The organism is Pseudomonas sp. MBLB4123 (assembly GCF_051904775.1).
Classification (GTDB): Bacteria; Pseudomonadota; Gammaproteobacteria; order Pseudomonadales; family Pseudomonadaceae; genus Aquipseudomonas; species Aquipseudomonas benzenivorans_B.
Genome location: NZ_CP196711.1, coordinates 1,223,910 through 1,248,882, shown reverse-complemented (window position 1 = coordinate 1,248,882; position 24,973 = coordinate 1,223,910). Strand labels below are relative to the sequence as shown.

Here is a 24,973-nt window from a genome sequence, read left to right as displayed (position 1 = left end):
AGCTCAGAAAAGGGCCCGCCGTGCCGGCTGTCGAGGAGGCCGCATGATTCGTTCGATTCTCTACGCCACCGATCTCGGCCTCTACGCCCCCTATGTCCTGCAACATGCCCTGTCCCTGACCCGCGCCTTCGATGCCGGCCTGTATGTCGTGCATGCGGTCGAGCCCATGGGGTTGTTTGCCGAGTCGGTGCTGCAGACCTATCTGGATGAGGAGCGCCTCAAGGAACTGCGCAGCAAAGGGCTGAGCACGGTGATGGCGAGCATCGAGCAGCGGGTGCTGGAGGGCTTTCGCGACGAGATCGACGAGGCGCAGCATGAGCTGGACATGATTCGGGGGGTGCGAGTGGTGCAGGGCGATCCGCCCCTGGTGATCCTCGAAGAGGCGCAGAAGCTTGGGGTGGATCTGCTGGTGGTGGGCAGTCACAGCCATGGCACCGAGCTGGAGATCCCCTTGGGGCGGACGGCCGCACGCCTGGTGCAGTTGTCGGAAGTGCCGGTGTACCTGGTGCCGATGCTGCAGCACCGCGGTCGCGGGGAGCCTTAGGCGACGGCCAGTCGCACTTCTATATAAAACGTCTAGATTTAACTATTGAACCATTAATATGGTTATATGACCTTACCGGTAATTGCCCGGCCGTCTATCTGTTTTGAGGGTTTTCTATGAAGCTCCAACAACTGCGCTACATCTGGGAAGTCGCGCATCACGACCTCAATGTTTCGGCCACGGCACAGAGTCTCTACACCTCGCAGCCGGGCATCAGCAAGCAGATCCGCTTGCTCGAGGATGAGCTCGGTGTCGAGGTATTCGCCCGTAGCGGCAAGCACCTGACCCGGGTGACCCCCGCCGGCGAACGCATCATCACCACCGCCGGGGAAATCCTGCGCAAGGTCGAGAGCATCAAGCAGATCGCCCAGGAGTTCTCCAACGAGAAGAAGGGCACGCTGTCCATCGCCACCACCCACACCCAGGCGCGTTATGCCTTGCCCTCGGTGATCAGCGGCTTCATCAAGCAGTACCCGGATGTGGCCCTGCACATGCACCAGGGCACGCCGATGCAGATCGCCGAGATGGCCGCCGACGGCACCGTGGATTTCGCCATCGCCACCGAAGGCCTCGAGCTGTTCAACGACCTGGTGATGATGCCGTGCTACCGCTGGAACCGCTGCGTAGTGGTGCCCCAGGGACACCCCCTGGCGAAGATGCCGAAGCTGACTCTGGAGGCCCTGGCCGAGCATTCCATCGTCACCTATGTGTTCGGCTTTACCGGTCGCTCCAAGCTGGACGAGGCCTTCAGTCATCGAGGCCTGACACCGAAGGTGGTGTTCACCGCGGCCGATGCCGACGTGATCAAGACCTACGTGCGCCTCGGTCTGGGAGTGGGCATCCTGGCCAAGATGGCGGTGGACGCCAAGCTCGACCCGGACCTGGTGGTGCTGGATGCCAGCGAGCTGTTCGAGGCCAGCGTGACCAAGATCGGTTTCCGTCGCGGCACCTTCCTGCGCGGCTTCATGTGCGACTTCATCGAGAAATTCGCTCCCCACCTGACCCGTGACGTGCTGGCCAAGGCCATTCATTGCCACAACAAGTCGGAGCTGGAAGAGCTGTTCCAGGGCGTCGAGCTGCCGACCTACTAGTTCGGCAGCCGAAGGTTCTTGTCCCGACTCGTCACGCGCAGGTCGAGGGCTCGGCAATGAAAAAAGCCCGTATCTGGCGATACGGGCTTTTTCCTTGGCGGGCGGCTCGGCGGCTGCCGTGCCCGATCAGACCAGCACGCCCTGGCTGCGCAGGTAGTCGTCGTAGCTGCCGCTGAAGTCGGTCACGCCGCTGTCGGAGAGCTCGATGATGCGGGTGGCCAGACTGGAGACGAACTCGCGGTCGTGGCTGACGAAGATCAGCGTGCCCGGATAGTTCTCCAGGGCCAGGTTGAGGGCCTCGATGGACTCCATGTCCAGGTGGTTGGTCGGCTCGTCCATCACCAGCACGTTGGGCTTCTTCAGGATCAGCTTGCCGAACAGCATGCGCCCCTGCTCGCCGCCGGAGATCACCTTGACCGACTTGAGGATCTCGTCGTTGGAGAACAGCATGCGGCCCAGGGTGCCGCGCACCAGCTGTTCGCCGCCCTGGGTCCAGCGGCCCATCCACTCGAACAGGGTGCTCTCGTCGGTGAAATCGTCGGCATGATCCTGGGCGTAGTAGCCCAGCTCGGCGCTGTCGGTCCACTTCACCGTGCCGGCATCCGGAGTCAGCTCGCCGACCAGGGTGCGCAGCAGGGTGGTCTTGCCGATGCCGTTGGGGCCGATGATGGCCACGCGCTCGCCGGCCTCTACGGTGAAGCTGAAGCCCTTGAACAGCGTCTTGCCGTCGAAGCCCTTGGCCATGTTCTCGACGGTCACGGCCTGACGGTGCAGCTTCTTGTTCTGTTCGAAGCGGATGAAGGGGCTGACGCGGCTTGAGGGCTTGACCTCGGCCAGCTGGATCTTGTCGATCTGCTTGGCCCGCGAGGTGGCCTGCTTGGCCTTGGAGGCGTTGGCCGAGAAGCGGCTGACGAAGGTCTGCAGTTCCGCGATCTGTGCCTTCTTCTTGGCGTTGTCGGCCAACAGCTGCTCGCGCGACTGGGTCGCGGCGGTCATGTACTCGTCGTAGTTGCCCGGGAACAGGCGCAGCTCGCCGTAGTCCAGGTCCGCCATGTGGGTGCACACGCTGTTCAAGAAGTGGCGGTCGTGGGAAATGATGATCATGGTGCTGTTACGCGCCGTGAGGATGTTTTCCAGCCAGCGGATGGTGTTGATATCCAGGTGGTTGGTCGGCTCGTCCAGCAGCAGTACGTCCGGGTCGGAGAACAGCGCCTGGGCCAGCAGCACGCGCAGCTTCCAGCCCGGCGCCACCTCGCTCATCGGGCCAAAATGCTGGGCCAGCGGGATGCCCAGGCCGAGCAGCAGCTCGCCGGCGCGGGACTCGGCGGTGTAGCCGTCCAGTTCGGCGAACTCGGTCTCCAGCTCGGCCACCGCCATGCCGTCTTCCTCGGTCATCTCGGCCAGCGAGTAGATGCGATCGCGCTCGGCCTTGATCCGCCACAGCTCGGCATGGCCCATGATCACCGTGTCGATCACGTTGAAGTCTTCGTAGGCGAACTGATCCTGGCGCAGCTTGCCCAGGCGCACATTGGGTTCGAGCATCACCTGGCCGGCGGAAGGCTCCAGATCGCTGCCGAGGATCTTCATGAAGGTCGACTTGCCGCAGCCGTTGGCGCCGATCAGGCCGTAGCGGTTGCCGTTGCCGAACTTGACGGAAACGTTCTCGAACAGCGGCTTGGCGCCGAACTGCATGGTGATGTTGGCGGTGGAAATCAAGCGGGTTACCTATCAATAACGTGCGATGTGACGCCTTCGGCCGGTACCGGTCCGCTAGCAATGCTCGGCTCTCGAACTCACTTGAGGCGGCGTACCAGTTGATCCAGCGGGCATAGGTCGAAAGCAACATCTGGGCGTTGTGGCCGAGTTGCTGGGCGATGAAGGCGGGGGTATGCCGGATGTTGCGCGGATTGTCGCATAGGTGGGCTGGCAATTTATACGGCGGGCGGCGTCCGATGGCGAGGGCCTCGAGGCGGAGCACGAAAGCAGGGGGTGTTTCAGAACGAGTCGATGATGCGCCCGAGAACCGCCATCGCCTGCTCGCACTGTGCGTCCCAGGGGTGGCCGTAGTTCAGGCGGGCACAGTTGCCGAACGCACGGGTCGCCGAGAAAATCGGCCCGGGCGCCAGGCTGATCCCCTGGGCCAGGGCCAGTTGGAACAGCTGCAGCGAGTCGACCCGCTGCGGGAATTCGAACCAGAGGAAGTAGCCACCCGCCGGGCGTGTCACCCGAGTGCTCGCGGGGAAGTGCCGCGCCGCCGACGCCAGCATCGAGGCCTGTTGTGCCTCCAGCGCATGGCGCAGCTTGCGCAGGTGACGGTCGTAGCCGCCTTGTTGCAGGTAGTCGGCCAGGGCTGCCTGGGCCGGCACCGATGGGGAGATGGTGGTCATCAACTTGAGTCGGCCGATCTGCTCGGCATAGCGGCCGCCGGCGACCCAGCCGACCCGATACCCCGGGGCCAGACACTTGGAGAAGGAGCCGCAGTGCATGACCAAGCCCTCGCGGTCGAAACTCTTCACCGGTTTGGGGGGCTGGGTGCCGAAATACAGCTCGGCGTAGACGTCGTCCTCGATCAGCGGTACCTGATGGCGCTGCAACAGCTCGTACAGCCCGCGCTTCTTCGCCTCGTTCATGCTCGCGCCGAGCGGGTTCTGCAGACTGCTCATAAACCAGCAGGCCTTGATCGGCAGTTCGGCGAGGCGCTTGGCCAGGCAGTCCAGGTCGATACCTTCGCGCGGGTGCACGGGAATCTCCACGGCCTTGAGCTTGAGGCGCTCCAGCACTTGCAGTGTGGCGTAGAACGCGGGGCTCTCGATGGCCACCAGGTCGCCAGGCTGGGTCACGCATTGCAGGCAGAGGTTCAGCGCCTCCATGGCGCCATTGGTGATGACCAGCTCGTCCAGCGGCAGCATCACGCCGCTGACCATGTAGCGCAGGGCGATCTGCCGGCGCAGATCGGCATTGCCCTCGGTCATGTCGGCGATCACCGCCTGGGGCGGCATGGCGCGCACGCTCTGCGCCAGGGAGCGGGCCAGACGCTGCAGGGGGAACAGGTCCGGGCTGGGGAAGGCCGAGCCGAAGGCGACGGTGTTCGGGTCCTTCAACGAACCCAGTACCGAAAACACCAGCTCGCTGACGTTCACGTCGGTGGTCGGCGCCTGACTCGCGGCGATTTCCGGTTCATGCAGCGTGCGCTGGGCATGCTCGCGGACGAAGTAGCCCGAGCGTGCCCGGGCCACTATCAGGCCGCGACTCTCCAGCAGGTAGTAGGCCTGAAACACCGTGGAGGGGCTGACGCCGTAGGTGCGGCTGGCGTGACGCACCGAGGGAACCTTTTGCCCCGGTAGCAGGACGCCTGTGCGCACCAGCTCCGCGATTTCGTCGGCAAACTTCTCGTAGCGCTTCATCCTGTCCTGGCCCAGTGGCTCAGTTGCTGGAGCGCCATACTCTACTGGCAGGTGACGGCTCATGCGATCACTTAGCGATGGGTCGGGGCCACGAAGGCGCTCTTGGCGGTGACCCGAACCTCGGGGTCGTCCTCGTCGGCGATGCTGAAGTGCAGGGGTTGCGATGCACTGGCGGCCGCCTCGGCCAGCATGGCCACGCTGAGCGGAACATCGGCGATCTCGCCCGGGGCCAGGTGCAGTCGCTGCTTGCCCTGTAGCCTGAAGCGGTCGGCCTCGGCCAGCGTGATGCGGTAGCGATGGGGTTGCTGGGTCTTGTTGATGACCTTGAGCCGGTAGATGTTTTCGATCTGCCCCAGGCCGTTCTCCCGGAACAGGCCACGGTCCTTGGTCACGTCCAGTTGCACCAGGGCACGATCGTTCAGGGCCCAGGCGAAGGCGCCGATCATCACCAGCAGCATGGTGGCGTAGCCGAGCAGGCGCGGTCGCAACAGCCGGGTCTTGGCACCGGCCAGGGCGCGCTCTGAGGTGTAGCGGATCAGGCCCTTGGCGTAGCCCATCTTGTCCATGACGCTGTCGCAGGCATCGATGCAGGCCCCGCAGCTGATGCAGTCAAGCTGCAGGCCGTCGCGGATGTCGATGCCGGTAGGGCAGACCTGTACGCAGATGGTGCAGTCGATGCAGTCGCCGAGGCCCTCGGCCTGGGGCTGGCTGTCTTTTCGGCGCGCTCCGCGGTTCTCGCCGCGGGCCGCGTCGTAGGAGACGATCAGCGTATTGTCGTCGAACATCACGCTCTGGAAGCGCGAATAGGGGCACATGTGCAGGCAGACCTGCTCGCGCAGCCAGCCGGCGTTCAGGTAGGTGGCGGCGGTGAAGAAGAACAGCCAGAAGGCGGTGGTCAGGCCCAGTTCCAGGGTGAACAGGTCGTGCACCAGTTGGCGTACCGGGGTGAAGTAACCGACGAAGGCAATCGCCGTCGCCAGGCTGATCGCCAGCCACAGGCCGTGCTTGGCGCTGCGGCGCAGCCATTTGTCGGCCGACCAGGGGGCGGCGGCCAGCTTGATCCGCTGATGGCGTTCGCCTTCGGTGACTTTTTCCACCCACATGAACATCCAGGTCCATACGCTCTGCGGGCAGCTGTAGCCGCACCAGACCCGTCCGGCCAATACGGTGATGAAGAACAGGCCGAAGGCCGCGATGATCAACAGTGCCGAGAGCAGGACGAAGTCCTGGGGCCAGAAGGTGGCGCCGAAGATGTGGAACTGGCTGTTGCCCAGGTCCCACAGCACCGCCTGACGTCCGTCCCAGTTCACCCAGGCGGTCGCGAAGAACAGCAGCAGCAGCGAGCCGGCGCCGCACAGGCGCAGCGTGCGGAACAGGCCGGTGAAGCTGCGCGTGTGGATGACGCCGCCGCTTTTGGCCGGCGTGAGCTGGAGGGGCCGGCGCGGGTCGATCGTTTCGATGACCTTGGCGGGAATGCGTTCGCTCATGGGAAGAGCCTCGTCTGGCGTAATCAAGTGAGGCGCATGATCGGCGCAGCCTTGTGCCGATAACAGACTCAGATTTTCCAATAAAAAGCGGATCAGATGGACAGGTTGTCGCACCTGAGGGATGCACTCAAGAGCTGAGGACCCTGGGTGAGTCGAGCGGTCGAGACGGCTAGTGCCGGCATCGCTGATATGGTTTTTTCAGATCGAACTGAGGCTGTTTCGCGATGCCCGCACCACGGATAGTTGCAGGCACTCGGTCGGCCGCAGTTCAGTGGTGCTCGGCCGGCGATCAGTCCTGATGAGGTAGCCTGCAGATGTACCAGTACGATGACTACGACCGCGCCCTGGTGCGCGAGCGCGTGGCGCACTTTCGTGATCAGATCGAGCGGCGTGTCAGCGGCGAGCTGAGCGAGGAAGAGTTCCTGCCTTTGCGCCTGCAGAACGGCCTGTACCTGCAGAAGCATGCCTACATGCTGCGTGTGGCGATTCCCTACGGCACCCTGTCGTCGCGCCAGATGCGCGTTCTGGCCCGCATCGCCCGGGAGTACGACCGGGACTACGGACATTTCACGACGCGCCAGAACATCCAGTTCAACTGGGTCGAGCTCGACCAGGTGGCGGACATTCTCGAGCTGCTGGCCGACGTCGAGATGCATGCGATTCAGACCTCCGGCAACTGCGTGCGCAATATCACCACCGAGGCGTTCGCCGGGGTCGCCGCCGACGAGCTGCTCGACCCGAGGCCGCTGGCGGAAATCCTGCGGCAGTGGTCGACGATGAACCCGGAATTCCTCTACTTGCCGCGCAAGTTCAAGATCGCCCTGTGTTCTGCACGGGAAGATCGGGCGGCGGTCATGGTGCATGACATCGGCCTGTACCTGTACCGCGACGAGGCTGGGGCGATGGTGCTGCGGGTGATGGTCGGCGGTGGCCTCGGGCGCACGCCGATCCTCGCTCAGCAGATCCGTGACGGCCTGCCGTGGCGGCATCTGTTGTCTTACGTCGAAGCCGTGCTACGGGTCTACAACCGCCATGGCCGACGTGACAACAAGTACAAGGCGCGTATCAAGATCCTGGTCAAGGCCCTTGGCATCGAGGCATTCGCCAGGGAAGTCGAGGCCGAGTGGCAACAGATCAAGGAGGGGCCGGCCGAGCTGACCGAGGCCGAATACCAGCGGGTGGCGGCGGCGTTCGCTGCGCCGCCCTATGCCGCCCTGGCGGATACCGATCTGGACTTCGGCAGCGCCCTGGCACGGGATCAGGCCTTCGCCCGCTGGGCGTCGCGCAACGTCCGCCCGCACAAGGTGCCGGGCTACGCCTCGGTGGTGCTGTCGACCAAACCGGGCGCGAGCGCATCGCCCGGGGATGTGACCTCGATGCAGATGGAGACCATCGCCGACCTGGCCGACGATTACGGCTTTGGCGAGATACGCATCGCCCACGAGCAGAATGTGGTGCTGCCCGATGTGCGCAAGGCCGACCTCCATGCGTTGTACCAGCGCGCCCATCGCCACGGCCTCGGTACGGCCAATGTCGGCCTGCTGACCGATGTGATCGCCTGTCCCGGAGGCGACTACTGCGCCCTGGCCAACGCCAAGTCGATTCCGCTGGCCCACTCGATCCAGCAGCGTTTCGAGGACCTCGACTACCTGCACGACCTGGGCGACATCAGCCTGAATATCTCCGGTTGCATGAACGCTTGTGGTCACCATCATATCGGTAACATCGGCATCCTGGGCGTGGATAAGAACGGCAGCGAGTGGTACCAGGTGACCATCGGCGGCACTCAGGGCACGGATAGCGCCCTGGGCAAGGTCATCGGACCGTCGTTCAGCGCCGCACAGATTCCTGGGGTCATCGAGGCCCTGGTGAAAACCTTCGACGATTACCGGGAAAGCGACGAGCAGTTTGTCGACACGCTGCGGCGCATCGGGCTCGAACCGTTCAAAGACTCGGTGTATGCCAAGGGTGAGGTGCCGGCATGCACAATCTGATTCGCCTGCTCGACGGGCAGGCCAGGCTAGTCGAGGACGACCCCTGGCATTGGCTTGCCGATCCGGCACAACCCGCGGCGAACGGCCGCTTGATACTGCCGGTGGCGGCCTGGCTGCAGAGGCAGGACGAGGCGACGCTAGCAGGCGGGCGCCCCAGCCCGGATGGGCTCTGCCTGGCGCCGGAAGACGAGGTCGAGCAGATACAGGTCTATCTGCCGCTGCTGCCGCTGATCGCCATCGAGTTCCCCAGCTTCCGTGACGGCCGTGGTTACAGCCAGGCCTACCTGTTGCGCACCCGTCTGGGCTGGACGGGCGAGTTGCGGGCCGTCGGCGATGTGCTGCGCGACCAGCTCAGCCATATGCGCCAGTGTGGCTTCGATGCCTTCGCCATACGCGAGGACAAATCCGCCGCGGACGCCCTCAAGGGCCTGGCGGGCGCGAGTGTGCTGTACGGACGCTCGGCTATCGAGCCACGGCCGTTGTTTCGACGCCGCGACGAAGGCTTAAAGAACTGACAGTGCGGCTGCGGTCGAATTACAGCCTGACGGTGGTGAGTTGCCACCAGTCCGGCAGCAGCCGGCGGGTCTGTGGCTGGGCGAAGCGGTCGTCCAGCAGGTACACCACGCCCTCGTCCTCGGTGGTGCGAATCACCCGGCCGGCGGCCTGCACCACCTTCTGCAGCCCCGGGTAGAGGTAGGCGTAGTCGTAGCCGTTGCCGAACATCTGTTCCATGCGCGCCTTGATCTCTTCGTTGATCGCGTTGACCTGCGGCAGGCCCAGGGTGGCGATGAAGGCGCCGATCAGGCGCTTGCCCGGCAGGTCGATGCCCTCGCCGAAGGCGCCGCCCAGCACGGCGAAGCCGATCCCCCGGGAGTGCTCGGTGAAACGGTCGAGGAAGGCCTGGCGATTGAGCTCGTTCATGCTGCGCGACTGCTGGAGGGTCGGCACCTCGGGATGCAGGCTCCTGAACAGGTCCAGCACCTGCTGCAGGTAGGCATAGCTGCTGAAGAAGGCCAGGTAGTTGCCCGGCTTGGCGCGGTATTGCTCGGCCAGGACCCGGCAGATGGGGGCGAGGCTGGATTCGCGGTGCGGGTAGCGGGTCGAGAGGTTGCGCACGATGCGCACGTCCAGCTGCTCGGCGGAGAAGGGCGAGGCCACGTTCAGCCACTGGGTCTCTTCGGGCAGGCCGAGCAGGTCGCGGTAGTAGTCGGCGGGTTGCAGGGTGGCGGAGAACAGGGTGGTGCTGTGGGCGGTGGCGAAGCGCTCGGCGAGGAACACTGCGGGGACCACGTTGCGCAGGCACAGGTCGGCGCTGGGGAAGGTGCCCTGGGCATCGTTGCGGGTGATGTCGAACAGCGAGTGGGGCCCGTAGGCCTCGGCCAGGCGGCAGAACAGCGAGGCATCCAGGTAGAACTGCAGCAGCGAGCGCTCGTTGTTGCTGGGCTGATCGGTCAGGTGGTCCTTGATCGCGCCCACCGCCTTGTTCAGTGCGGCGACGAACAGGTCGGGCAGGGCAGGGTAGATCTGGTAGGGCAGCGTCTGATCCTGATGCAGCTGGTGCCAGTGCCGGGCGACGCGCTCCAGGGCGCCCTTCAAGCGGACCGGCGCCGCCGTGCACAGCGCGTGGAAGTCGTCCTGGATCAGCTCGGCGGTGTACATGCCGCGGCCGCGTTCGACCAGGTTGTGGGCCTCGTCGATCAGCAGGGTGATGCGCCAGTCGTACTGCAGGGTCAGGCCGTAGAGCAGGGCGCCGAGGTCGAAGTAGTAGTTGTAATCGCAGACCACCACGTCGGCCCAGTGGCACAGTTCCTGGCTCAGGTAGTAGGGGCAGATCTGATGGGCCAGGGCTACCTGGCGCACGTCCTGCTGGGTCAGCCAGCGGCGTTCGACGGCGGCCAGGCGGGCGGCGGCCAGGCGGTCGTAGAAGCCCTTGGCCAGCGGACAGGACTCGCCATGGCAGGACTTGTCCGGGTGTTCGCAGGCCTTGTCCCGGGCCACATGCTCGAGCACGCGCAGCGGCATCTGCTCCTCCTGCCTGCGCAAGCTGGCCAGGGCGTCCAGGGCCAGGCGCCGGCCCGGGGTCTTGGCCGTGAGGAAGAACAGGCGGTCGAGCTTCTGCGCGGGAAAGGCCTTGAGCTGAGGGAACAGGGTGCCGAGCGTCTTGCCGATGCCGGTGGTGGCCTGGGCCAGCAGCGTGTGGCCGTCCCGAGCCGAACGGAAGACATTCTCGGCCAACTGGCGCTGGCCATGACGGAACGCAGGGTAGGGAAAGCGCAGGCGTTCCAGGCTGCTGTCGCGGGCGCTGCGGTGCAGGCCCTCCTGCTCGGCCCAGGCGATGAAGCGGCGGCACTGCAGGTCGAAGAAGGCCCTCAGCTCGGCGGCGCCGAAGCGTTCGCGCAGGACCGTCTCCTGCTGGGTCACGACATTGAAATACACCACCGCCAGCTCGACTGCATCGAGCTCGTAGTTCAGGCACAGCAGCCAGCCGTAGACCTTGGCCTGGGCCCAGTGCAGCAGGCGATGGTTCTGCGGAATGCGCGTCACGTCGCCGCGGTGGGTCTTGATCTCTTCCAGCAGGTTGGCCTCGGGGTCGTAGCCGTCGGCCCGGCCGCTGACCAGCAGGCCGGGGAAGGCGCCGGCCAGGGGCAGTTCGGCCCTATAGTCCGGGCCACGGCGGCTGACCACGGTCTGGTGCCCGGCCATGCCCTCTTGGGCCGAGGGCGAAGGGGTGAAGCGCAGGTCCAGGTCGCCTTCCTTGGCGGTGAACTCGCAGAGGGCGCGTACCGCCACTGCATAGCTCATGGCCGGGTCCACTGCACGTAGCAGACTTCGATCGGCAGGCCCTGCTCGGCGCAGAAGGCGAGCCAGCGCTTCTGGTTGTCCTGCAGGCGATCGCCGGGGCCTTTCACCTCGATCATGCGGTAGCGCTGTTCGCCCGGGTAGAACTGGATCAGGTCGGGCATGCCGGCGCGGTTGGCCCTGATGTCGCGCAGCAGGCGCTGGCAGCAGAGCTTCAGGTGCGCGGCCGGGATGCAGGCCAGCGCCTGTTCCAGCAGTTCCTCGCCGAGCATGCCCCAGTATACGAAGGGCGACTGGGTGCCGAACTTGGCCCGGTACAGGGCTCGGATGTGTTCCTGATAAGCGTCCGAATCCAGGCGTTGCAGGCAGGCGGCGAACAGCGCCGCGCGCCGCGCGTAGAAGTCCGGGCTGAGCAGGTCCGCCGGCCCGCTCTGGAACGGGTGGAAGAAGGCCCCGGGCAGGGGCGCGAAGATGGCCTCCCAGCACAGCAGGCCGAACAGGCTGCAGATCAGGCTGTTCTCCACGTAGTGCACCGGGGCGTGATCGCGATGCAGGTGCTCGCGCACCGCGTACTCGACGCCACCGGCCTCGGGCTGGGCCAGGGTCAGCTCGAGGCGCGCCTCCGGTACCACGGCTCGGCGCTTGGCCGCCGGCAGTCCCAGCTTGCGTTGCAGGCGCGGCAAGGCGCGTTGCACCTGCTGGGCCTCCTGCTCGTGGCGTGGCGCGGCGCCGACCTGCAGGGCCAGGGCATGGGCCTCGGCATGGCGCTCGAGTTTTTCCAGCACGCGGATCTGTCGCCAGCGGGCCTCGCCGTAGGCCGAGCGCCGATAGAGGTCCAGGGCCTGCTCCAGCTCGGCCTGCCGCTCCTGGTGCTGGGCGAGCTGGAACTGCAGCCTGGCATGACGCGACTGCAGGTAGGGGTTGGCCGAGGCGAAGGTTTCCAGGTCCCCCAGCAGGGCGTCGATAGCCTCCCCGGCCTCAAAACGCAGGCGCAGTTCGCGCAGAAACAGGTAATGCTCCAGGTCTTCACGGCAGCGGAATGCCCGCGAGTCCGGGGTGATGGCCACGGCTTCGTAGCGCAACACACCCAGGTCGGCGAGGACGAACTCCGACCAGTCCTGGCTCAGGTTGCCGAAGAACAGCAGGCGCAGGCGCTGGCACAGCTCGCTTATCGTCAGGCTGTACAGGCTGTCCCCCAGGCCCGGGCACCAGGCCGCGAAGGGCTGGGGGCCGGGGGGCGACGCGGTGAGCAGTTCGAGCAGCTGGCTTTTCTTCAGCGAATTGTGGCGCTCGGCCAGCGGCAGGTGGGCGAGGGCCTCGTCCTTACGCAACAGGGCGACGACCTCGGCGGCGGCCAGCGGCGCATCGTCGACCAGCCAGCCAAGGGCCAGCAGCCGCGCCGCCGGGGCCCGGATAGCGCCGATCTCGGCATAGCTCAGCTTGCTGGCGCGAAAGTGCGGCCCCTTGCGCATGAGCAGGCGCACCAGCAGGGCCTGGGCGCCCAGCTCCAGTTCGGCGAACTGGACGATAAAGGCCTGCTCCGCGTCGCTCAGCAGGTCGCGATAGCGCTCGCCTATCCAGGCGAGGGCCGACTGGAAGTTGCTCAGGTAGTAGAAGTCGGCGGGGAGGGCGGTTGGCATGGGCTGCTTGGCTGGATTTATGTCCAGTATTCTGCTCGTGCCCGTGCCTCGATTCAACCGCCGGGCTCGCCCATCCGTCTAGCCGCCGGCATATTCCTGGGCCGAGGGTACAATGACGCTTTTGAGCGGGGGATGACCTGTGGGCAGTACGGCTCGATTCGGCGTAGGCGATGCTTCTTACCAGGCCGCAGGGGGGATAGAAGGGCTGCGCCGCCTGGTCGACGACTTCTACCGGATCATGGACGAGTCGGACGTGGCGGCGGATATCCGCCGCATGCACCCGCAAAGTCTGGAGCAGGCCCGGGACAAGCTGGCCTGCTTTCTCAGCGGCTGGCTCGGCGGCCCGCGGCTGTATCAGGAGAAGTACGGCGCCATCGCGATTCCCGCCTTCCATGCGCAGTGGCCGATCGATGAGGCCCATGCCGAGGCTTGGCTCGGTTGCATGGCGCAGGCCATCGCCCGGCAGCGCTATTCCCCGGCCTTCGCCGAGTACCTGCTGACCCAGCTGCGGGTGCCGGCGCAGCGCATCGTTCAGGCCAGCGGCAATCGTCAGGCTCAGTCGCGGTAGAACACCTGCACCAGGTGATAGCCGAACTGGCTCTTCACCGGGCCGTGCACCTCGCGCAGCGGCTTCTTGAAGATGATCTGATCGATCACCCGCACCATCTGCCCCGGACGCACCTCGCCGAGGTCGCCGCCGCGCTTGCCCGACGGGCAGGTGGAGTATTTGCGCGCCAGCACATCGAAGGCCTCGCCGGCGGCGAGGCGCTTCTTCAGCGCGGCCGCCTCGGCTTCGGTCTTGACCAGGATGTGGCGGGCCATTGCCTTTGCCATGACGGGTTCCTCATTTCCTCGGGGCGCCTATTGTGCCAGCTCTCGCCGCGCCAGCAGAATGGCGTCAACCGCAAGACATTTGTGTCGCCGGGAATCTCGGCCGATTCTGGCCTAACGTATTGATTCCACCTAACGGAAGCCCCCGCCCATGGACCTTCATTCGCTGCTGAAAATCCTGGCCAGCCAGGACGGTTCCGATCTCTACCTGTCCACCGGCGCGCCGCCCTGTGCGAAGTTCAACGGCGTGCTCAAGGCCCTCGGTCAGGAGCCGTTGAAGTCCGGCGATGTGGCGCAGGTGGCCGAGTCGATCATGGACAGCGCGCAGCGCGAGGAATTCGAGCGCGAACTGGAGATGAACCTGGCGATCTCCCTGGCGGGCATCGGCCGCTTCCGCATCAACATCTTCAAACAGCGCAACGAGGTGTCCATCGTCGCGCGCAACATCAAGATGGAAATCCCCCGCTTCGAGGACCTCAAGCTGCCCGAGGTGCTGCTCAAGACTGTGATGGAGAAACGTGGCCTGGTGCTGTTCGTCGGCGGCACCGGCTCGGGCAAGTCGACTTCCCTGGCGGCGCTGATCGACTACCGCAACCGCAATAGCGGTGGCCATATCATCACCATCGAGGACCCGGTGGAATACGTCCACCGGCACAAGAAGTCGATCATCAACCAGCGCGAGGTGGGGGTGGACACCCGCAGCTTCCATGCCGCGCTGAAGAACACCCTGCGCCAGGCCCCGGACGTGATCCTGATCGGCGAGATTCGTGACCGCGAGACCATGGAGCACGCCCTGGCCTTCGCCGACACCGGCCACCTGGCCATCTCCACCTTGCATGCCAACAATGCCAACCAGGCGCTGGACCGCATCATCAATTTCTTCCCGGAAGACCGCCGCCCGCAGCTGCTCAATGACCTGGGCAACAACCTCAAGGCCTTCGTCTCCCAGCGCCTGGTCAAGACCGCCGATGGCAAACGCCGGGCCGCGGTGGAAGTGCTCCTGGGCACACCGACCATCCGCGACCTGATCAAGCGCAACGAGTTCTCCGAGATCAAGGAGATCATGGAGAAGTCGAAGAACCTCGGTATGCAGACCTTCGACCAGGCCCTGATCGATCTGGTCCACGAAGGCGCCATCGACGAGGACGAGGCGGTGAAGAACGCCGATTCGGCGAACAACGTGCGCCTCAAGCTCAAGCTGTACCGGGACAACCCGGCCACGCCGAGCCCGGCCCCCGTGGCCGAGAAGGCCGCCGCGACGCCTGCCGCGGCGAGCGATAAGGGCGACTGGGGGCTGGAGCTGAAACTGGAGGCGATCGAGGAAGATTCGCCGCCCGAGGACCCGGGGCGGCCGGGGATCTAGGAGCAGAAGCCGCCTGAGCCGCCTCCGGGCGGTCGCCCCTGCGCAGCAGCTGTACCGGGAAAATTCACCTTCACTGTGCATGATCTCTCATGCCGAGACGACTTATGTTCCCTATCCAAGCCAGTGCCACTGGGGCGATCGGGAGAGTCGTGATGCAAATTGCCGTGCTGACATTCGAGGGATTCAACGAACTGGACTCCTTCGTCGTGGCTGGACTGCTCAACCGCCTGCGCGGCCAGGGCTGGCAGGCGCAGATCACCTGCCCAGACGCCCAGGTCGTCTCGATGAGCGGGGTACAGGTGCAGGCCCAACAGCCCCTGGAGTTCGCCAACCAGGCCGATGTCGTGCTGTTCGGCAGTGGTATCCGGACCCGAGCGATTGCCGAAGACCCCGCCATCCTCGAGCGCCTGCGCCTCGACCCGCAACGCCAGTTGATCGGCGCCCAGTGCTCGGGAGCCTTGCTCATGGCCAAGCTGGGGCTGCTGGACGGCCTGCCGGCCTGCACCGACCTGACCAGCAAACCCTGGGTCGCGGAGGCGGGCGTGCAGGTACTGGATCAGCCCTTCCATGCCCAGGGCAAGCTGGCCACCGCCGGTGGCTGCCTGTCGTCGCCTTACCTGGCCGCCTGGGTCATCGCCAAGCTGGCCGGGGAGGCAGCCTGCGCCGAGGCGCTGCACTACGTGGCGCCGGTGGGCGAGAAGCAGCAGTTCGTCGAGCGGGCGCTGGCGGTGGTGCGCCCCTATCTGCAGGCTTAGTTTTAGTTGACGGGGTTGGTTGCCAGCCCGCCAGGCATGTCCTGGTTATCGCCAGCGCCCGCGGGGCAGCTGGCTGGGGCCTCGAAGCCGCGGGGCGGGCTGTTCAAGGCGAAGCCGAGGCTTGGGGCTCGACCGCCGCATCCCGCTCCCCCAGGCACTCGCAGAAACGAAACAGATAGCCATCCGGATCGCTGACGAAGAATTCGCGCTGTCCATGCTCGATGGCATCGGCCCTATACCAGGATTCGCTGATCTCGGTCTCCGGCTGCACGTCGGCGGCCTGCAGGCGCGCCAGCAGGTCGGCCAGGGTCGCAATCTCCAGCTGGAAGTGGATACCCTTGCCCTTCGGGCCCGGCCGCTGCATGCCGCAGACTGCCGCGCCGGGCGCCTGCAGCAGCATCAGCTGCGCGCCCTCCAGCTCGAAGTAGCCGAAGCGGTCTTCCGGGCGCTCGAAGCATAGACGGAAGCCGAACACCTCCTGATAGAAGTCCTTGGAGCGCTGGTAGTCCTCGACCACCAGCTCCGGAACCAGTGCATTCCATTGCATGGGTGCAAATCTCCTCGATGTTTATTGAAACGAGCAGGGCGCTCGTTGGTTTCAGGCCGGGACCCGGAACCAGAACTCGATTTCGTCGGTATCTTCGGCGAATTCGGCGGCATGTTCGGCGCCGGCCGGCACGTGATACCAGTCGCCGACCCCGTAGGTGGTGGTCGAGCCCTGCATCGTCAGGATCAGCGCGCCGCGGGTGATCACGCCATAGTTGTCGGTGTCATGAGCGTGGGCCGGGATGCGGGTGCCGGCGGGGTAGGAGGCGAAGAGCACATCGCTACCCTCGGCCGCGAGCTTGTAGGCATCGAAGCGGCCGTCGTACAGGGGCAGGGTCTTGATCTTGTCGGGGTACTGTCCAGCCATGCTGGGGCTCCTTGTGGGGGGATTGTCCTGGGTATAGAGGCCCGGGTGGGCCGATAGAACCTTGAGTCTATCCCTTGGCCTGATAGGTACCGGGGCCATGGGGGGCGGCGACGAACGCCTCCAAGGTTTCGGCGGCATTTGAGAGTTGTTGCAGGGCAGGGAAGTCCGAGGCTCTGACAAGCTCGGGCAGCATCGCCTGAGTGAAGAACCAGGCGACCGCCGCGGTAACGCCAGCCTGATTGATGTTATGACGCTCGACCTCCAGCGGGGTGCGGTTCAGCTCTGTCTCCAAGGCTGTATAGGCCCACAGCAACTGATCGGTGATTCGGCCTATCCAGGGGGCGTGCTGTTTGTCCGCCGGACGCAGGTTGCGTTCGTAGACGACTTGCACGCTCTTCTCGCAGGCGGCAAGCGCCAAGCCCATGACCCGCAGGGTCTCGAGACGCTTGTCTGGAGCGCTGGGCATCAGCGAATTGCTCCCATCGGCCAGGCTTTCCGCGTAATCGAGGATGAGCGTGGAATCCATCAGTACGGAGCCGTCGGCGCAAACCAGCGAAGGCGCTTTCACCACCGGGTTGATCTGGCGAAATTGCTCGAAGTGGAGAAAGACCGAGACAGGTCGGTGTTCGAAGGGCAGCTTGAGCAGCTGCAATGAGACCGCGACACGGCGCACATAGGGCGAATCCAACATTCCTATCAGTTGCATACTCTCTCCTTGGCCCAGGGCCGGCTGAATCAGTTGCCGTTCATTACACTCGATAAGGTAAGGCTCAGTCTTACTGCTGCTTGCTGTGGCACCAGATACGACTGGTTGAAACTAAAGGCTTTGGCCGATGGGCCCTATGTATTGAGCGTCGCGAGGGCCTCTTTGATGCTGAGACGCCTTGTGGGCTGTTGCCTGGGGATTATTGCGGTTCAGTCGGGCGCTGGGCCAGGGCCGCGTGTTCGGCGAGCTCGGCCTGGATGAAGGCGGCGATCATGCTCCGGTAGACCTGCTCGGTAACCTCCGGGTCGGCACCCAGCTCGCGTGACAGCTCGCGTACCTTGGCGATCACCTGCTCGACCCGTTGCGGCGCCCTGACCTCGTCCGTGTCGCTCTTGAAGCGTGCGGCCTGGGCGACGAAGGCGCCGCGTTCGGCCAGCAGGGCAACCAGTTGGCGGTCGAGGCGGTCGATATGGGCCCGCACTTGGGCGAGGGATTGGCAATCAACTTCCATGTCTTGCTTGTCTCCTGTCAGGGATATGGGGGATTACCGCTCAGGACTGCAATTGGTGCTTCGCCGTTGGCTTTCCGGGCTGCGCAAAGGGGGAGGCGAAGCGCGCGCTGTCGGCGAACAGCGGGCCGACCTTGTAGCCGGCCCGGCACCGGCGGAGCACGGCATAGCCGGCCAGTTGTCGGTCGTGCAGAATGCCGAGCGCCGTGCTCTCGGGCTGGGCGATCCAGCGCTGAAGGAAGGTGTCACGGCTCTCGGGGAAGAGCGCCCGGTCGTAGGCGCACAGGTCGGCGAAGGGCAGGCCGGTCAGGGGCACGATATCGGCGTCGTGGCACGGCTCATCGCCCGCGACGCCCTGGTAGCGCACGTTGGCATGGGCCAGGGCGAAGCCCGATTTGCGGTAGTTGTCCTGCTGCGTGACCACGCCGTCCAGGCCGATGGTGCGGCCGGCGAGGTAGGCCAGGCCGGCATTCCAGATCTGCAGGCCATAGCCCTGGCCCCGATACTCTGGTTTGACGATGTAGAAACCGAGAAAACCGAAGCCGGCGCCGTATTTCACCACCGAGATGACGGCGATGGGCTCATCGCCGAGCAGGCCGATCAGAAAGCCATCGGGGTCGGCCGCGTAGTAGCTGTCGGCATCGTGCAGGCCCGGATTCCAGCCTTCCGCCGCCGCCCAGTCGATGGCGATATCGAGCTCCGCGCGGCTCATGGTTCGGATGCGGTAGTCGGGTTCGTGCACGCGCTGCCTCCATTGTGCCTGGCTGAATCGAATGCGAGTGGGCGCTTGCCGTCACGCACACTCATCAGCCGACGCTAGGCGATCGCGCCCGGCCTGTCCATCGGATGATCCGCCATGGACAGGCCTTGTGGCGAGCGCCCTGGGCCCAGGTCGGACAGCGGCTGTCAGTCCTGCAGCTCGGGCAGGCCCCGGTACAGCTCCAGCGCCTGGGGGTTGGCTAAGGCGTCGGTGTTCTTCACCGGCTTGCCGTGCACCACGTTGCGCACCGCCAGCTCGACTATCTTGCCGCTGATGGTGCGCGGGATGTCGGCCACGGCGATGATCTTGGCCGGCACGTGGCGCGGGGTGGTGTTGGCGCGGATCACCTGGCGGATGCGCGCCTGCAGGTCGTCGGTCAGCGAGACGCCTTCGCGCAGGCGCACGAACAGCACCACGCGCACGTCGTCGTCCCACTCCTGGCCGATGGCGATGGATTCCAGCACTTCCTCGACCTTCTCCACCTGGCGGTAGATCTCGGCGGTGCCGATGCGCACCCCGCCCGGGTTGAGCACCGCGTCGGAGCGGCCGTGGATCACCAGGCCGCCGTGTTCGGTCTCCTCGGCGTAGTCGCCGTGGGCCCAGATGCCGGGGAAGGTGTCGAAGTAGGCGGCCTGGAACTTGGCGCCGTCTTCGTCGTTCCAGAAGCCCACCGGCATGGAGGGGAAATGCCGGGCGCAGACCAGCTCGCCTTTCTCGCCCTGCACCCGCAGGCCGGCGTCGTTCCATACCTGCACGTCCATGCCCAGGCCCTTGCATTGCAGCTCGCCGCGCCACACCGGCAATACCGGGTTGCCGAGGGCGAAGCAGGAGACGATGTCGGTGCCGCCGGAGATCGACGACAGGCACAGGTCCGCCTTGATCTCGCGGTAGACGTACTCGAAGCTCTCGTGGGACAGCGGCGAGCCGGTGGAGAGGATGGCCTTGAGGCGGCGCAACTGGTGGCTGCTGCCCGGCCGGGCGCCAGCCTTCTCCAGGGCCGCGAGGTACTTGGCGCTGGTGCCGAAGACGCTGATGTCCTCGGCGTCGATCAGGTCGATCAGACGCTCGGCGCCGGGGTGGAAGGGCGAGCCGTCGAACAGCACCAGGGTGGCGCCCAGGGCCAGGCCCGAGACCAGCCAGTTCCACATCATCCAGCCGCAGGTGGTGTAGTAGAACAGCGTGTCGCTGTCATCCAGGTCGGTGTGCAGGCCCAGTTCCTTGACGTGCTGCAGCAGCACGCCGCCGGTGCCGTGGACGATGCACTTGGGCACGCCGGTGGTGCCGCTGGAGTAGAGGATGTACAGCGGGTGGTCGAAGGGCAGCGGGGTGAACTGCGGCTCGCCGCCGGCCCGGTAGAAGGCGTCCCACAGCGCGACGGGGGCGTCGGTGGTGAAGTCCTCGGCCTTGGCCTGCGACCGCGAGTAGGGCACGACGATCAGCTGTTGCAGCGACGGCAGGCGTTCGAGAATTTCGTTGAGCTTGCCGGTCAGATCGAGGTTCTTGCCGGCATAGCGGTAGCCGGCGGCGGCGATCAGCACCTTGGGTTCGATCTGGCCGAAGCGGTCGATCACCCCCTGAGTGCCGAAGTCCGGCGAGCAGGACGACCAGGTGGCGCCGAGGCTGGTGGCGGCGAGCATGCCGACCACCGTCTGCCAGGTGTTGGGCATGAAGGCGGCGACCCGGTCACCCACGCCGACGCCGGCGTTGCGCAGACTCTGCTGCAGGCCGGCGACATGGGCGGCCAGCTCGGCATAGCTCAGCTGTTCGCGCGAGCCGTCCTCGCCGACGGCGACCAGCGCCGGATGCGCGTCGCGGCGGCGCAGCAGGTGCTCGGCGAAGTTGAGCCTGGCGCCCGGGAACCAGTGGGCGCTGGGCATGGCCGGGCCTTCCTGCAGCACGGCCTGGGGCGCCTGGCTGAAGCGGATCTCGAAGAAGTCGACCACGGCCTGCCAGAAGGCTTCGCGCTGCGCCACGCTCCAGTCGTGCAGCGCCGGGTAGTCGGCCAGTTCGAGGCCGTGGCGCTGGTTGACGAAGCGGCGGAAGGCATCCATCCGGGTGGCGGCGATACGCTCGGCCGAAGGGGCCCACAGGGGTTGTTGCATGGCGACTCCTCATCTTCATTCTTGTTGTGCCAGGCCATCGAACCTGACCGGTGGCACGCTAGCCTAGCGCTCGCCGCGTGCCTTGAACGCCAGCGACTCTTTTTACTCGGCTGCCGACCTGGCCGCCGTTGTAGAGCCTGTGCACCGGACGGATCGCCTCTGCGCCGCGCCTGGCGCTGGCGCTTTACAGCCCGTAAAGCATGGCTGACGCCTCTGGCCCGATCAGGCGCCGGCCAGCCGGGCGCGGGCCACCCGCGAACCGTTTTCCTTGCCCAGCACGCTGCAGATGCGCTGGCCGGCGGCGATCAGCCGCTGCAGGTCGACGTCGGTGGCGATGCCCAGGCCGTCGAGCAGGTACAGCACGTCCTCGGTGGCGACATTGCCGGTGGCGCCCTTGGCGTAGGGGCAACCGCCCAGGCCCGCGACCGAACTGTCGAACACGCTGACGCCCTCCAGCAGGCTGGCGTAGATGTTCGCCAGGGCCTGGCCGTAGGTATCGTGGAAGTGCCCGGCCAACTTGTCGCGGGGAATGTCGCGGGCGACCACCTCGATCAGCCGGCGGGTATCGCCGGCGGTCCCGGTGCCTATGGTGTCGCCCAGGGACACCTCGTAGCAGCCCATGGCGAACAGGTCGCGGGCCACGCGGGCGACCTGTTCGGGGGCGATGAAGCCGTCGTAGGGGCAGCCGAGCACGCAGGAGACATAGCCGCGCACGCGGACGCCCTGCTGCCGGGCGGCATCGAGCAACGGCAGAAAGCGTTGCAGGCTCTCGCCGATGGAGCAGTTGATATTCTTCTGCGAGAAGGCCTCGCTCGCGGCGGCGAATACCGCCACTTCCTTCACGCCCGCCTCAACGGCGGCCTCGAAGCCCTTCATGTTGGGCGTCAGCGCCGCATAGGTGACGTTCGGGCGCTGCTGGATGCCGGCGAACACCTCGGCGCTGCCGGCCATCTGCGGCACCCACTTGGGCGAGACGAAGCTGCCGACCTCGATATAGCTCAGGCCGGCGGCGGTCAGGTCGTCGACCAGGCGCACCTTGTCGGCCACGCTGATCGGTTGTTTCTCGTTCTGCAGGCCGTCGCGGGGGCCGACTTCGACCAGGCGGACGGAGGTAGGCAGGCTCATCGGGGTTCCTCGTTGCTCTCGGGGTTTGCCCTAGGGTGCGCCGTGCGCACCGGCGGGGCAATGGTGCAGGCGTGGGGTGGATGGCCACCCCGCGGAAAACCGCAAAGCGTTTTCCGCCGTCTCTCGTTATCGAGTCCCGGATGTCGGTGGACAAGCTTCGCGTTGTCCACCCTACGGGCGGCAATCAGCCCTCGTCCAGCTCCACCAGCACGCTGCCCTCGGCGACCATCTCGCCTTCGCCGCAGTACAGCGCCTTGACCGTGCCGGCATGGGGCGCGCGGATGCTGTGCTCCATTTTCATCGCCTCCAACACCACCAGGGCGGTGCCGGCCTCGACGGCCTGGCCGGCCTCCACCAGCACGCGGACGATGCTGCCGTTCATCGGGGCGGTCAGGCCGCCATGGTGGGCGTGACTGGCCTCGGCCTCGGCGATCGGGTCGACGCGGCTGATGCCGTGCAGCTCACCCTGGAACTCCAGGTACAGGCTGTCGCCGCGGCGTACCGCCAGGTGACTGCGGCGCAGGCCATTCCGTTCCACCACCAGTTGTTCGCCGCGCAGCTGCGCCGCAGGCGGCGCGCTGTGGCGCAGGCGCACCACCTGGCTTTCGCCGTTGCAGGCCAGGTGCAGGTCGATTTCGCGCGGCAGTCCGGCACGCCAGCCGGCGGTGGCGCTCCAGGGCGAGTGGTAGTCCTCGTGCTTGCGCCGCAGTGGCTCGCTCTGCACGAAGGCCTCGCCGGCGAGCTGCCAGAACTCGGCCGGCAGCTCGCCGCTGGGCGGCAGCAGCTGCGCTTCATGACGCGGGATAAAGCCGGTATCCAGCTCGGCGTCGGCGAAGGCCGGGTGGGCCAGCACGCGGCGCAGGAAGGCCAGGTTGGTCTTCACGCCGCCGACGGCGGTCTCGTCGAGCATGGCCAGCAGGCGCAGGCGTGCCTCCTCGCGGTTGTCGCCCCAGGCGATCAGCTTGCCGAGCATGGGGTCGTAGAAGGGCGACACCTCGTCGTTCTCGGCCACGCCGCTGTCGACTCGGCGGCCGGGGCCGGCGCCGGCTTCGCGATACAGCGCCAGGCGGCCGGTGGAGGGCAAAAAATCGTTATCCGGGTCCTCGGCATACAGGCGCACCTCGATGGCGTGGCCGATCAGCGGCACCTGTTCCTGGGTCAGCGGCAGCGCCTCGCCCCGGGCCACGCGGATCTGCCAGGCCACCAGGTCCAGGCCGGTGATCGCCTCGGTGACCGGGTGCTCCACTTGGAGTCTTGTATTCATCTCCATAAAGAAGAAGTCGCCGCGCTCGTCCAGCAGGAACTCCACGGTACCGGCGCCGACATAGCCGATGGCCTGGGCAGCCTTGACCGCCGCCTCGCCCATGGCGCGGCGCAGCTCCGGGGTCAGGCCCGGTGCCGGCGCCTCCTCGACCACCTTCTGGTGGCGGCGCTGGATCGAGCAGTCGCGCTCGTTGAGGTATAGGCAGTGGCCGTGCCGGTCGGCGAACACCTGGATCTCCACGTGGCGCGGCTTGAGCACGTATTTCTCCACCAGCATGCGCGCGTCGCCGAACGACGACTGCGCCTCGCGCTGGGCGCTGGCCAGGGCCTCGGCCAGCTCGGCCTCGCGCTCGACCACCTTCATGCCCTTGCCGCCACCGCCGGCGGCGGCCTTGAGCAGTACCGGGTAGCCGATCACCTCGGCGGCGGCGCGGAAGGTCTCCAGGTCCTGGGCTTCGCCGTGGTAGCCGGGCACCAGGGGCACGCCGGCGACTTCCATCAGCGCCTTGGCCGCCGACTTGCTGCCCATGGCGTCGATGGCCGAAGCCGGCGGGCCGAGGAACACCAGCCCGGCCTGCTCGATGGCCCGGGCAAAGTCGGCGTTCTCCGAGAGGAAGCCGTAGCCGGGGTGGATGGCCTGGGCGCCGCTGGCCTTGGCCGCGGCAATCAGAGCGTCGATGCGCAGGTAGCTGTCGGCCGGTTTGGCGCCACCCAGGTCGATGGCCATGTCGGCCTCGCGCACGTGGCGGGCGTCACGGTCGATGGCGCTGTGCACCGCCACGGTCTTGATGCCCATGGCTCTGGCGGTGCGCATCACCCGGCAGGCGATCTCGCCGCGGTTGGCCACCAGCAGGGTGTCGATATGCGTGAGGGTCATGCTTGCGGCTCCTGCCAGGCGGGTTGGCGTTTAGTGAGGAAGGCGTTGAGGCCCTCCTGGCCCTCGGCGCTGACGCGGATGCGGGCGATGGCGTTCTCGGTGTAGCGGCGCAGCGCCGGGGTCAGCACGCCGCTGCCGACTTCGCGCAGCAGGTCCTTGGTCGCCTGCATGGCCTGGGGGCTGTTCTGCAACAGGTTGGCGATCCAGGCCTCGACCGCGCCGTCCAGCTCGGCGGCCGGGTAGCATTCGGCGAGCAGGCCCAGCTCGCGGGCCCGTTCTCCGTCGAAGCGTTCGGCGGTCAGGGCATAGCGGCGGGCGGCCCGCTCGCCCATGGCCTGGACCACGAAGGGGCTGATCACCGCCGGGGCCAGGCCGATACGCACCTCGGACAGGCTGAACAGCGCGTCCGTCGTGCCGATGGCCATATCGCAGCAACTCACCAGGCCGACGGCGCCGCCGAAGGCCGCGCCCTGGACCACCGCCAGGGTGGGAATCGGCAGGCGGTGCAGGTTGTACATCAACTCGGCCAGCTCGCGAGCATCGTTCAGGTTGGCGTTGTAATCCAGTGCTGCCGAGGCCTGCATCCAGGCCAGGTCCGCGCCGGCGGAAAAATGCTTGCCGCGTCCACGCAGCAGCAGGAAACGCAGGCCCTTGTCGTCCTTGATCGCGTCCAGGGCGAGGATCAGCTCGCGGATCATCTGCGCATTGAAGGCGTTGTTCTTCTCCGGGCGGGCGAGCCACAGGGTGGCGAAGCCGCGCGGGTCTCTGTCCAGTTCGAGGGTGCTGAAGTCGGTCATGGTTTTCCCCTGGC

The 24,973-nt window shown here is 66.2% G+C and carries 22 protein-coding genes and 1 pseudogene; 7 read left to right on the top strand and 16 right to left on the bottom strand.

The window, feature by feature from the left end; all coding sequences use genetic code 11:
• The first annotated feature begins 43 nt into the window (after positions 1 to 43).
• Both ACSX1C_RS05920 and cysB read left to right on the top strand, forming a co-directional pair.
• Positions 44 to 544, top strand: a complete 501-nt coding sequence (locus ACSX1C_RS05920) for a universal stress protein (protein WP_318646231.1) — start codon at positions 44 to 46, stop codon at positions 542 to 544.
• 116 nt (positions 545 to 660) lie between these two features.
• Positions 661 to 1,635, top strand: coding sequence for an HTH-type transcriptional regulator CysB (gene cysB, locus ACSX1C_RS05915; protein ID WP_318646232.1), 975 nt, complete (start codon positions 661 to 663; stop codon positions 1,633 to 1,635).
• A 126-nt stretch (positions 1,636 to 1,761) separates the two neighbouring features.
• Here cysB and ACSX1C_RS05910 read toward each other — a convergent pair whose 3' ends face one another.
• From ACSX1C_RS05910 to ccoG, 4 genes and pseudogenes are all read right to left on the bottom strand, one after another.
• Entirely contained in the window at positions 1,762 to 3,351 is a 1,590-nt protein-coding gene (locus ACSX1C_RS05910; protein ID WP_439888654.1) for an ABC-F family ATPase, read from the bottom strand.
• 70 nt (positions 3,352 to 3,421) lie between these two features.
• Positions 3,422 to 3,604: pseudogene (locus ACSX1C_RS05905) on the bottom strand (hypothetical protein); the annotation flags it as partial.
• 25 nt (positions 3,605 to 3,629) lie between these two features.
• On the bottom strand, positions 3,630 to 5,039 hold the full coding sequence (mapR, locus tag ACSX1C_RS05900; RefSeq protein WP_439888653.1) for a GntR family transcriptional regulator MpaR: 1,410 nt from the start codon (positions 5,037 to 5,039) through the stop codon (positions 3,630 to 3,632).
• A gap of 71 nt (positions 5,040 to 5,110) precedes the next feature.
• Positions 5,111 to 6,526 (bottom strand): cytochrome c oxidase accessory protein CcoG, encoded by a 1,416-nt coding sequence (gene ccoG, locus ACSX1C_RS05895; RefSeq protein ID WP_439888652.1) that lies wholly within the window; start codon positions 6,524 to 6,526, stop codon positions 5,111 to 5,113.
• A 314-nt stretch (positions 6,527 to 6,840) separates the two neighbouring features.
• Here ccoG and ACSX1C_RS05890 point away from each other — a divergent pair, with 314 nt between their 5' ends.
• Positions 6,841 to 8,520, top strand: a complete 1,680-nt coding sequence (locus tag ACSX1C_RS05890; protein WP_439888651.1) for a nitrite/sulfite reductase — start codon at positions 6,841 to 6,843, stop codon at positions 8,518 to 8,520.
• Positions 8,508 to 9,035 (top strand): DUF934 domain-containing protein, encoded by a 528-nt coding sequence (locus ACSX1C_RS05885; RefSeq protein WP_439888650.1) that lies wholly within the window; start codon positions 8,508 to 8,510, stop codon positions 9,033 to 9,035. The genes ACSX1C_RS05890 and ACSX1C_RS05885 overlap by 13 nt, the downstream gene beginning before the upstream one ends.
• A gap of 19 nt (positions 9,036 to 9,054) precedes the next feature.
• Here the strand turns inward: ACSX1C_RS05885 and ACSX1C_RS05880 are convergent, their stop codons facing one another.
• Together ACSX1C_RS05880 and ACSX1C_RS05875 are read right to left on the bottom strand one after the other, a co-directional pair.
• Positions 9,055 to 11,322 (bottom strand): ATP-dependent DNA helicase, encoded by a 2,268-nt coding sequence (locus ACSX1C_RS05880; RefSeq protein WP_439888649.1) that lies wholly within the window; start codon positions 11,320 to 11,322, stop codon positions 9,055 to 9,057.
• Positions 11,319 to 12,959 (bottom strand): VRR-NUC domain-containing protein, encoded by a 1,641-nt coding sequence (locus tag ACSX1C_RS05875; protein ID WP_439888648.1) that lies wholly within the window; start codon positions 12,957 to 12,959, stop codon positions 11,319 to 11,321. Before ACSX1C_RS05875 ends, ACSX1C_RS05880 begins: the two co-directional genes overlap by 4 nt.
• A gap of 139 nt (positions 12,960 to 13,098) precedes the next feature.
• On the opposite strand from ACSX1C_RS05875, the gene ACSX1C_RS05870 reads away from it, so the two are divergent.
• Positions 13,099 to 13,527: a group II truncated hemoglobin gene (locus ACSX1C_RS05870; RefSeq protein WP_439888647.1), complete on the top strand. Its 429-nt coding sequence runs from the start codon at positions 13,099 to 13,101 to the stop codon at positions 13,525 to 13,527.
• Here the strand turns inward: ACSX1C_RS05870 and ACSX1C_RS05865 are convergent.
• On the bottom strand, positions 13,515 to 13,793 hold the full coding sequence (locus ACSX1C_RS05865; protein ID WP_439888646.1) for a peptidylprolyl isomerase: 279 nt from the start codon (positions 13,791 to 13,793) through the stop codon (positions 13,515 to 13,517). The genes ACSX1C_RS05870 and ACSX1C_RS05865 overlap by 13 nt on opposite strands.
• A gap of 148 nt (positions 13,794 to 13,941) precedes the next feature.
• Between ACSX1C_RS05865 and ACSX1C_RS05860 the strand changes: the two genes are divergently transcribed.
• Together ACSX1C_RS05860 and ACSX1C_RS05855 are read left to right on the top strand one after the other, a co-directional pair.
• Positions 13,942 to 15,153 carry a PilT/PilU family type 4a pilus ATPase gene (locus tag ACSX1C_RS05860; RefSeq protein WP_439888645.1) on the top strand — a complete coding sequence of 404 codons (1,212 nt, stop codon included), beginning with the start codon at positions 13,942 to 13,944 and terminating at the stop codon, positions 15,151 to 15,153.
• 152 nt (positions 15,154 to 15,305) lie between these two features.
• Complete coding sequence (locus ACSX1C_RS05855; protein ID WP_439888644.1) at positions 15,306 to 15,908, top strand: DJ-1/PfpI family protein; 603 nt, start codon at positions 15,306 to 15,308, stop codon at positions 15,906 to 15,908.
• Between the two features lie 103 nt (positions 15,909 to 16,011).
• On the opposite strand, the gene ACSX1C_RS05850 is transcribed toward ACSX1C_RS05855, so the two are convergent.
• The 9 genes from ACSX1C_RS05850 to ACSX1C_RS05810 form a co-directional block, all read right to left on the bottom strand.
• Positions 16,012 to 16,455: a bleomycin resistance protein gene (locus ACSX1C_RS05850; protein ID WP_439888643.1), complete on the bottom strand. Its 444-nt coding sequence runs from the start codon at positions 16,453 to 16,455 to the stop codon at positions 16,012 to 16,014.
• Positions 16,456 to 16,506: 51 nt separating this feature from the next.
• Positions 16,507 to 16,821, bottom strand: coding sequence for a cupin domain-containing protein (locus ACSX1C_RS05845; RefSeq protein WP_439888642.1), 315 nt, complete (start codon positions 16,819 to 16,821; stop codon positions 16,507 to 16,509).
• A gap of 67 nt (positions 16,822 to 16,888) precedes the next feature.
• On the bottom strand, positions 16,889 to 17,527 hold the full coding sequence (locus ACSX1C_RS05840) for a glutathione S-transferase (RefSeq protein ID WP_439888641.1): 639 nt from the start codon (positions 17,525 to 17,527) through the stop codon (positions 16,889 to 16,891).
• Positions 17,528 to 17,726: 199 nt separating this feature from the next.
• Positions 17,727 to 18,038: a chorismate mutase gene (locus ACSX1C_RS05835; RefSeq protein ID WP_439888640.1), complete on the bottom strand. Its 312-nt coding sequence runs from the start codon at positions 18,036 to 18,038 to the stop codon at positions 17,727 to 17,729.
• Between the two features lie 40 nt (positions 18,039 to 18,078).
• Positions 18,079 to 18,777 (bottom strand): GNAT family N-acetyltransferase, encoded by a 699-nt coding sequence (locus tag ACSX1C_RS05830; protein ID WP_439888639.1) that lies wholly within the window; start codon positions 18,775 to 18,777, stop codon positions 18,079 to 18,081.
• Positions 18,778 to 18,941: 164 nt separating this feature from the next.
• Positions 18,942 to 20,897 carry an acetoacetate--CoA ligase gene (locus ACSX1C_RS05825; protein ID WP_439888638.1) on the bottom strand — a complete coding sequence of 652 codons (1,956 nt, stop codon included), beginning with the start codon at positions 20,895 to 20,897 and terminating at the stop codon, positions 18,942 to 18,944.
• 222 nt (positions 20,898 to 21,119) lie between these two features.
• Complete coding sequence (locus tag ACSX1C_RS05820) at positions 21,120 to 22,022, bottom strand: hydroxymethylglutaryl-CoA lyase (RefSeq protein ID WP_318646250.1); 903 nt, start codon at positions 22,020 to 22,022, stop codon at positions 21,120 to 21,122.
• Positions 22,023 to 22,206: 184 nt separating this feature from the next.
• Complete coding sequence (locus tag ACSX1C_RS05815) at positions 22,207 to 24,162, bottom strand: acetyl/propionyl/methylcrotonyl-CoA carboxylase subunit alpha (RefSeq protein ID WP_439888637.1); 1,956 nt, start codon at positions 24,160 to 24,162, stop codon at positions 22,207 to 22,209.
• Positions 24,159 to 24,959, bottom strand: a complete 801-nt coding sequence (locus ACSX1C_RS05810; RefSeq protein WP_439888636.1) for a gamma-carboxygeranoyl-CoA hydratase — start codon at positions 24,957 to 24,959, stop codon at positions 24,159 to 24,161. The genes ACSX1C_RS05815 and ACSX1C_RS05810 overlap by 4 nt, the downstream gene beginning before the upstream one ends.
• Between the last annotated feature and the right edge of the window lie 14 nt (positions 24,960 to 24,973).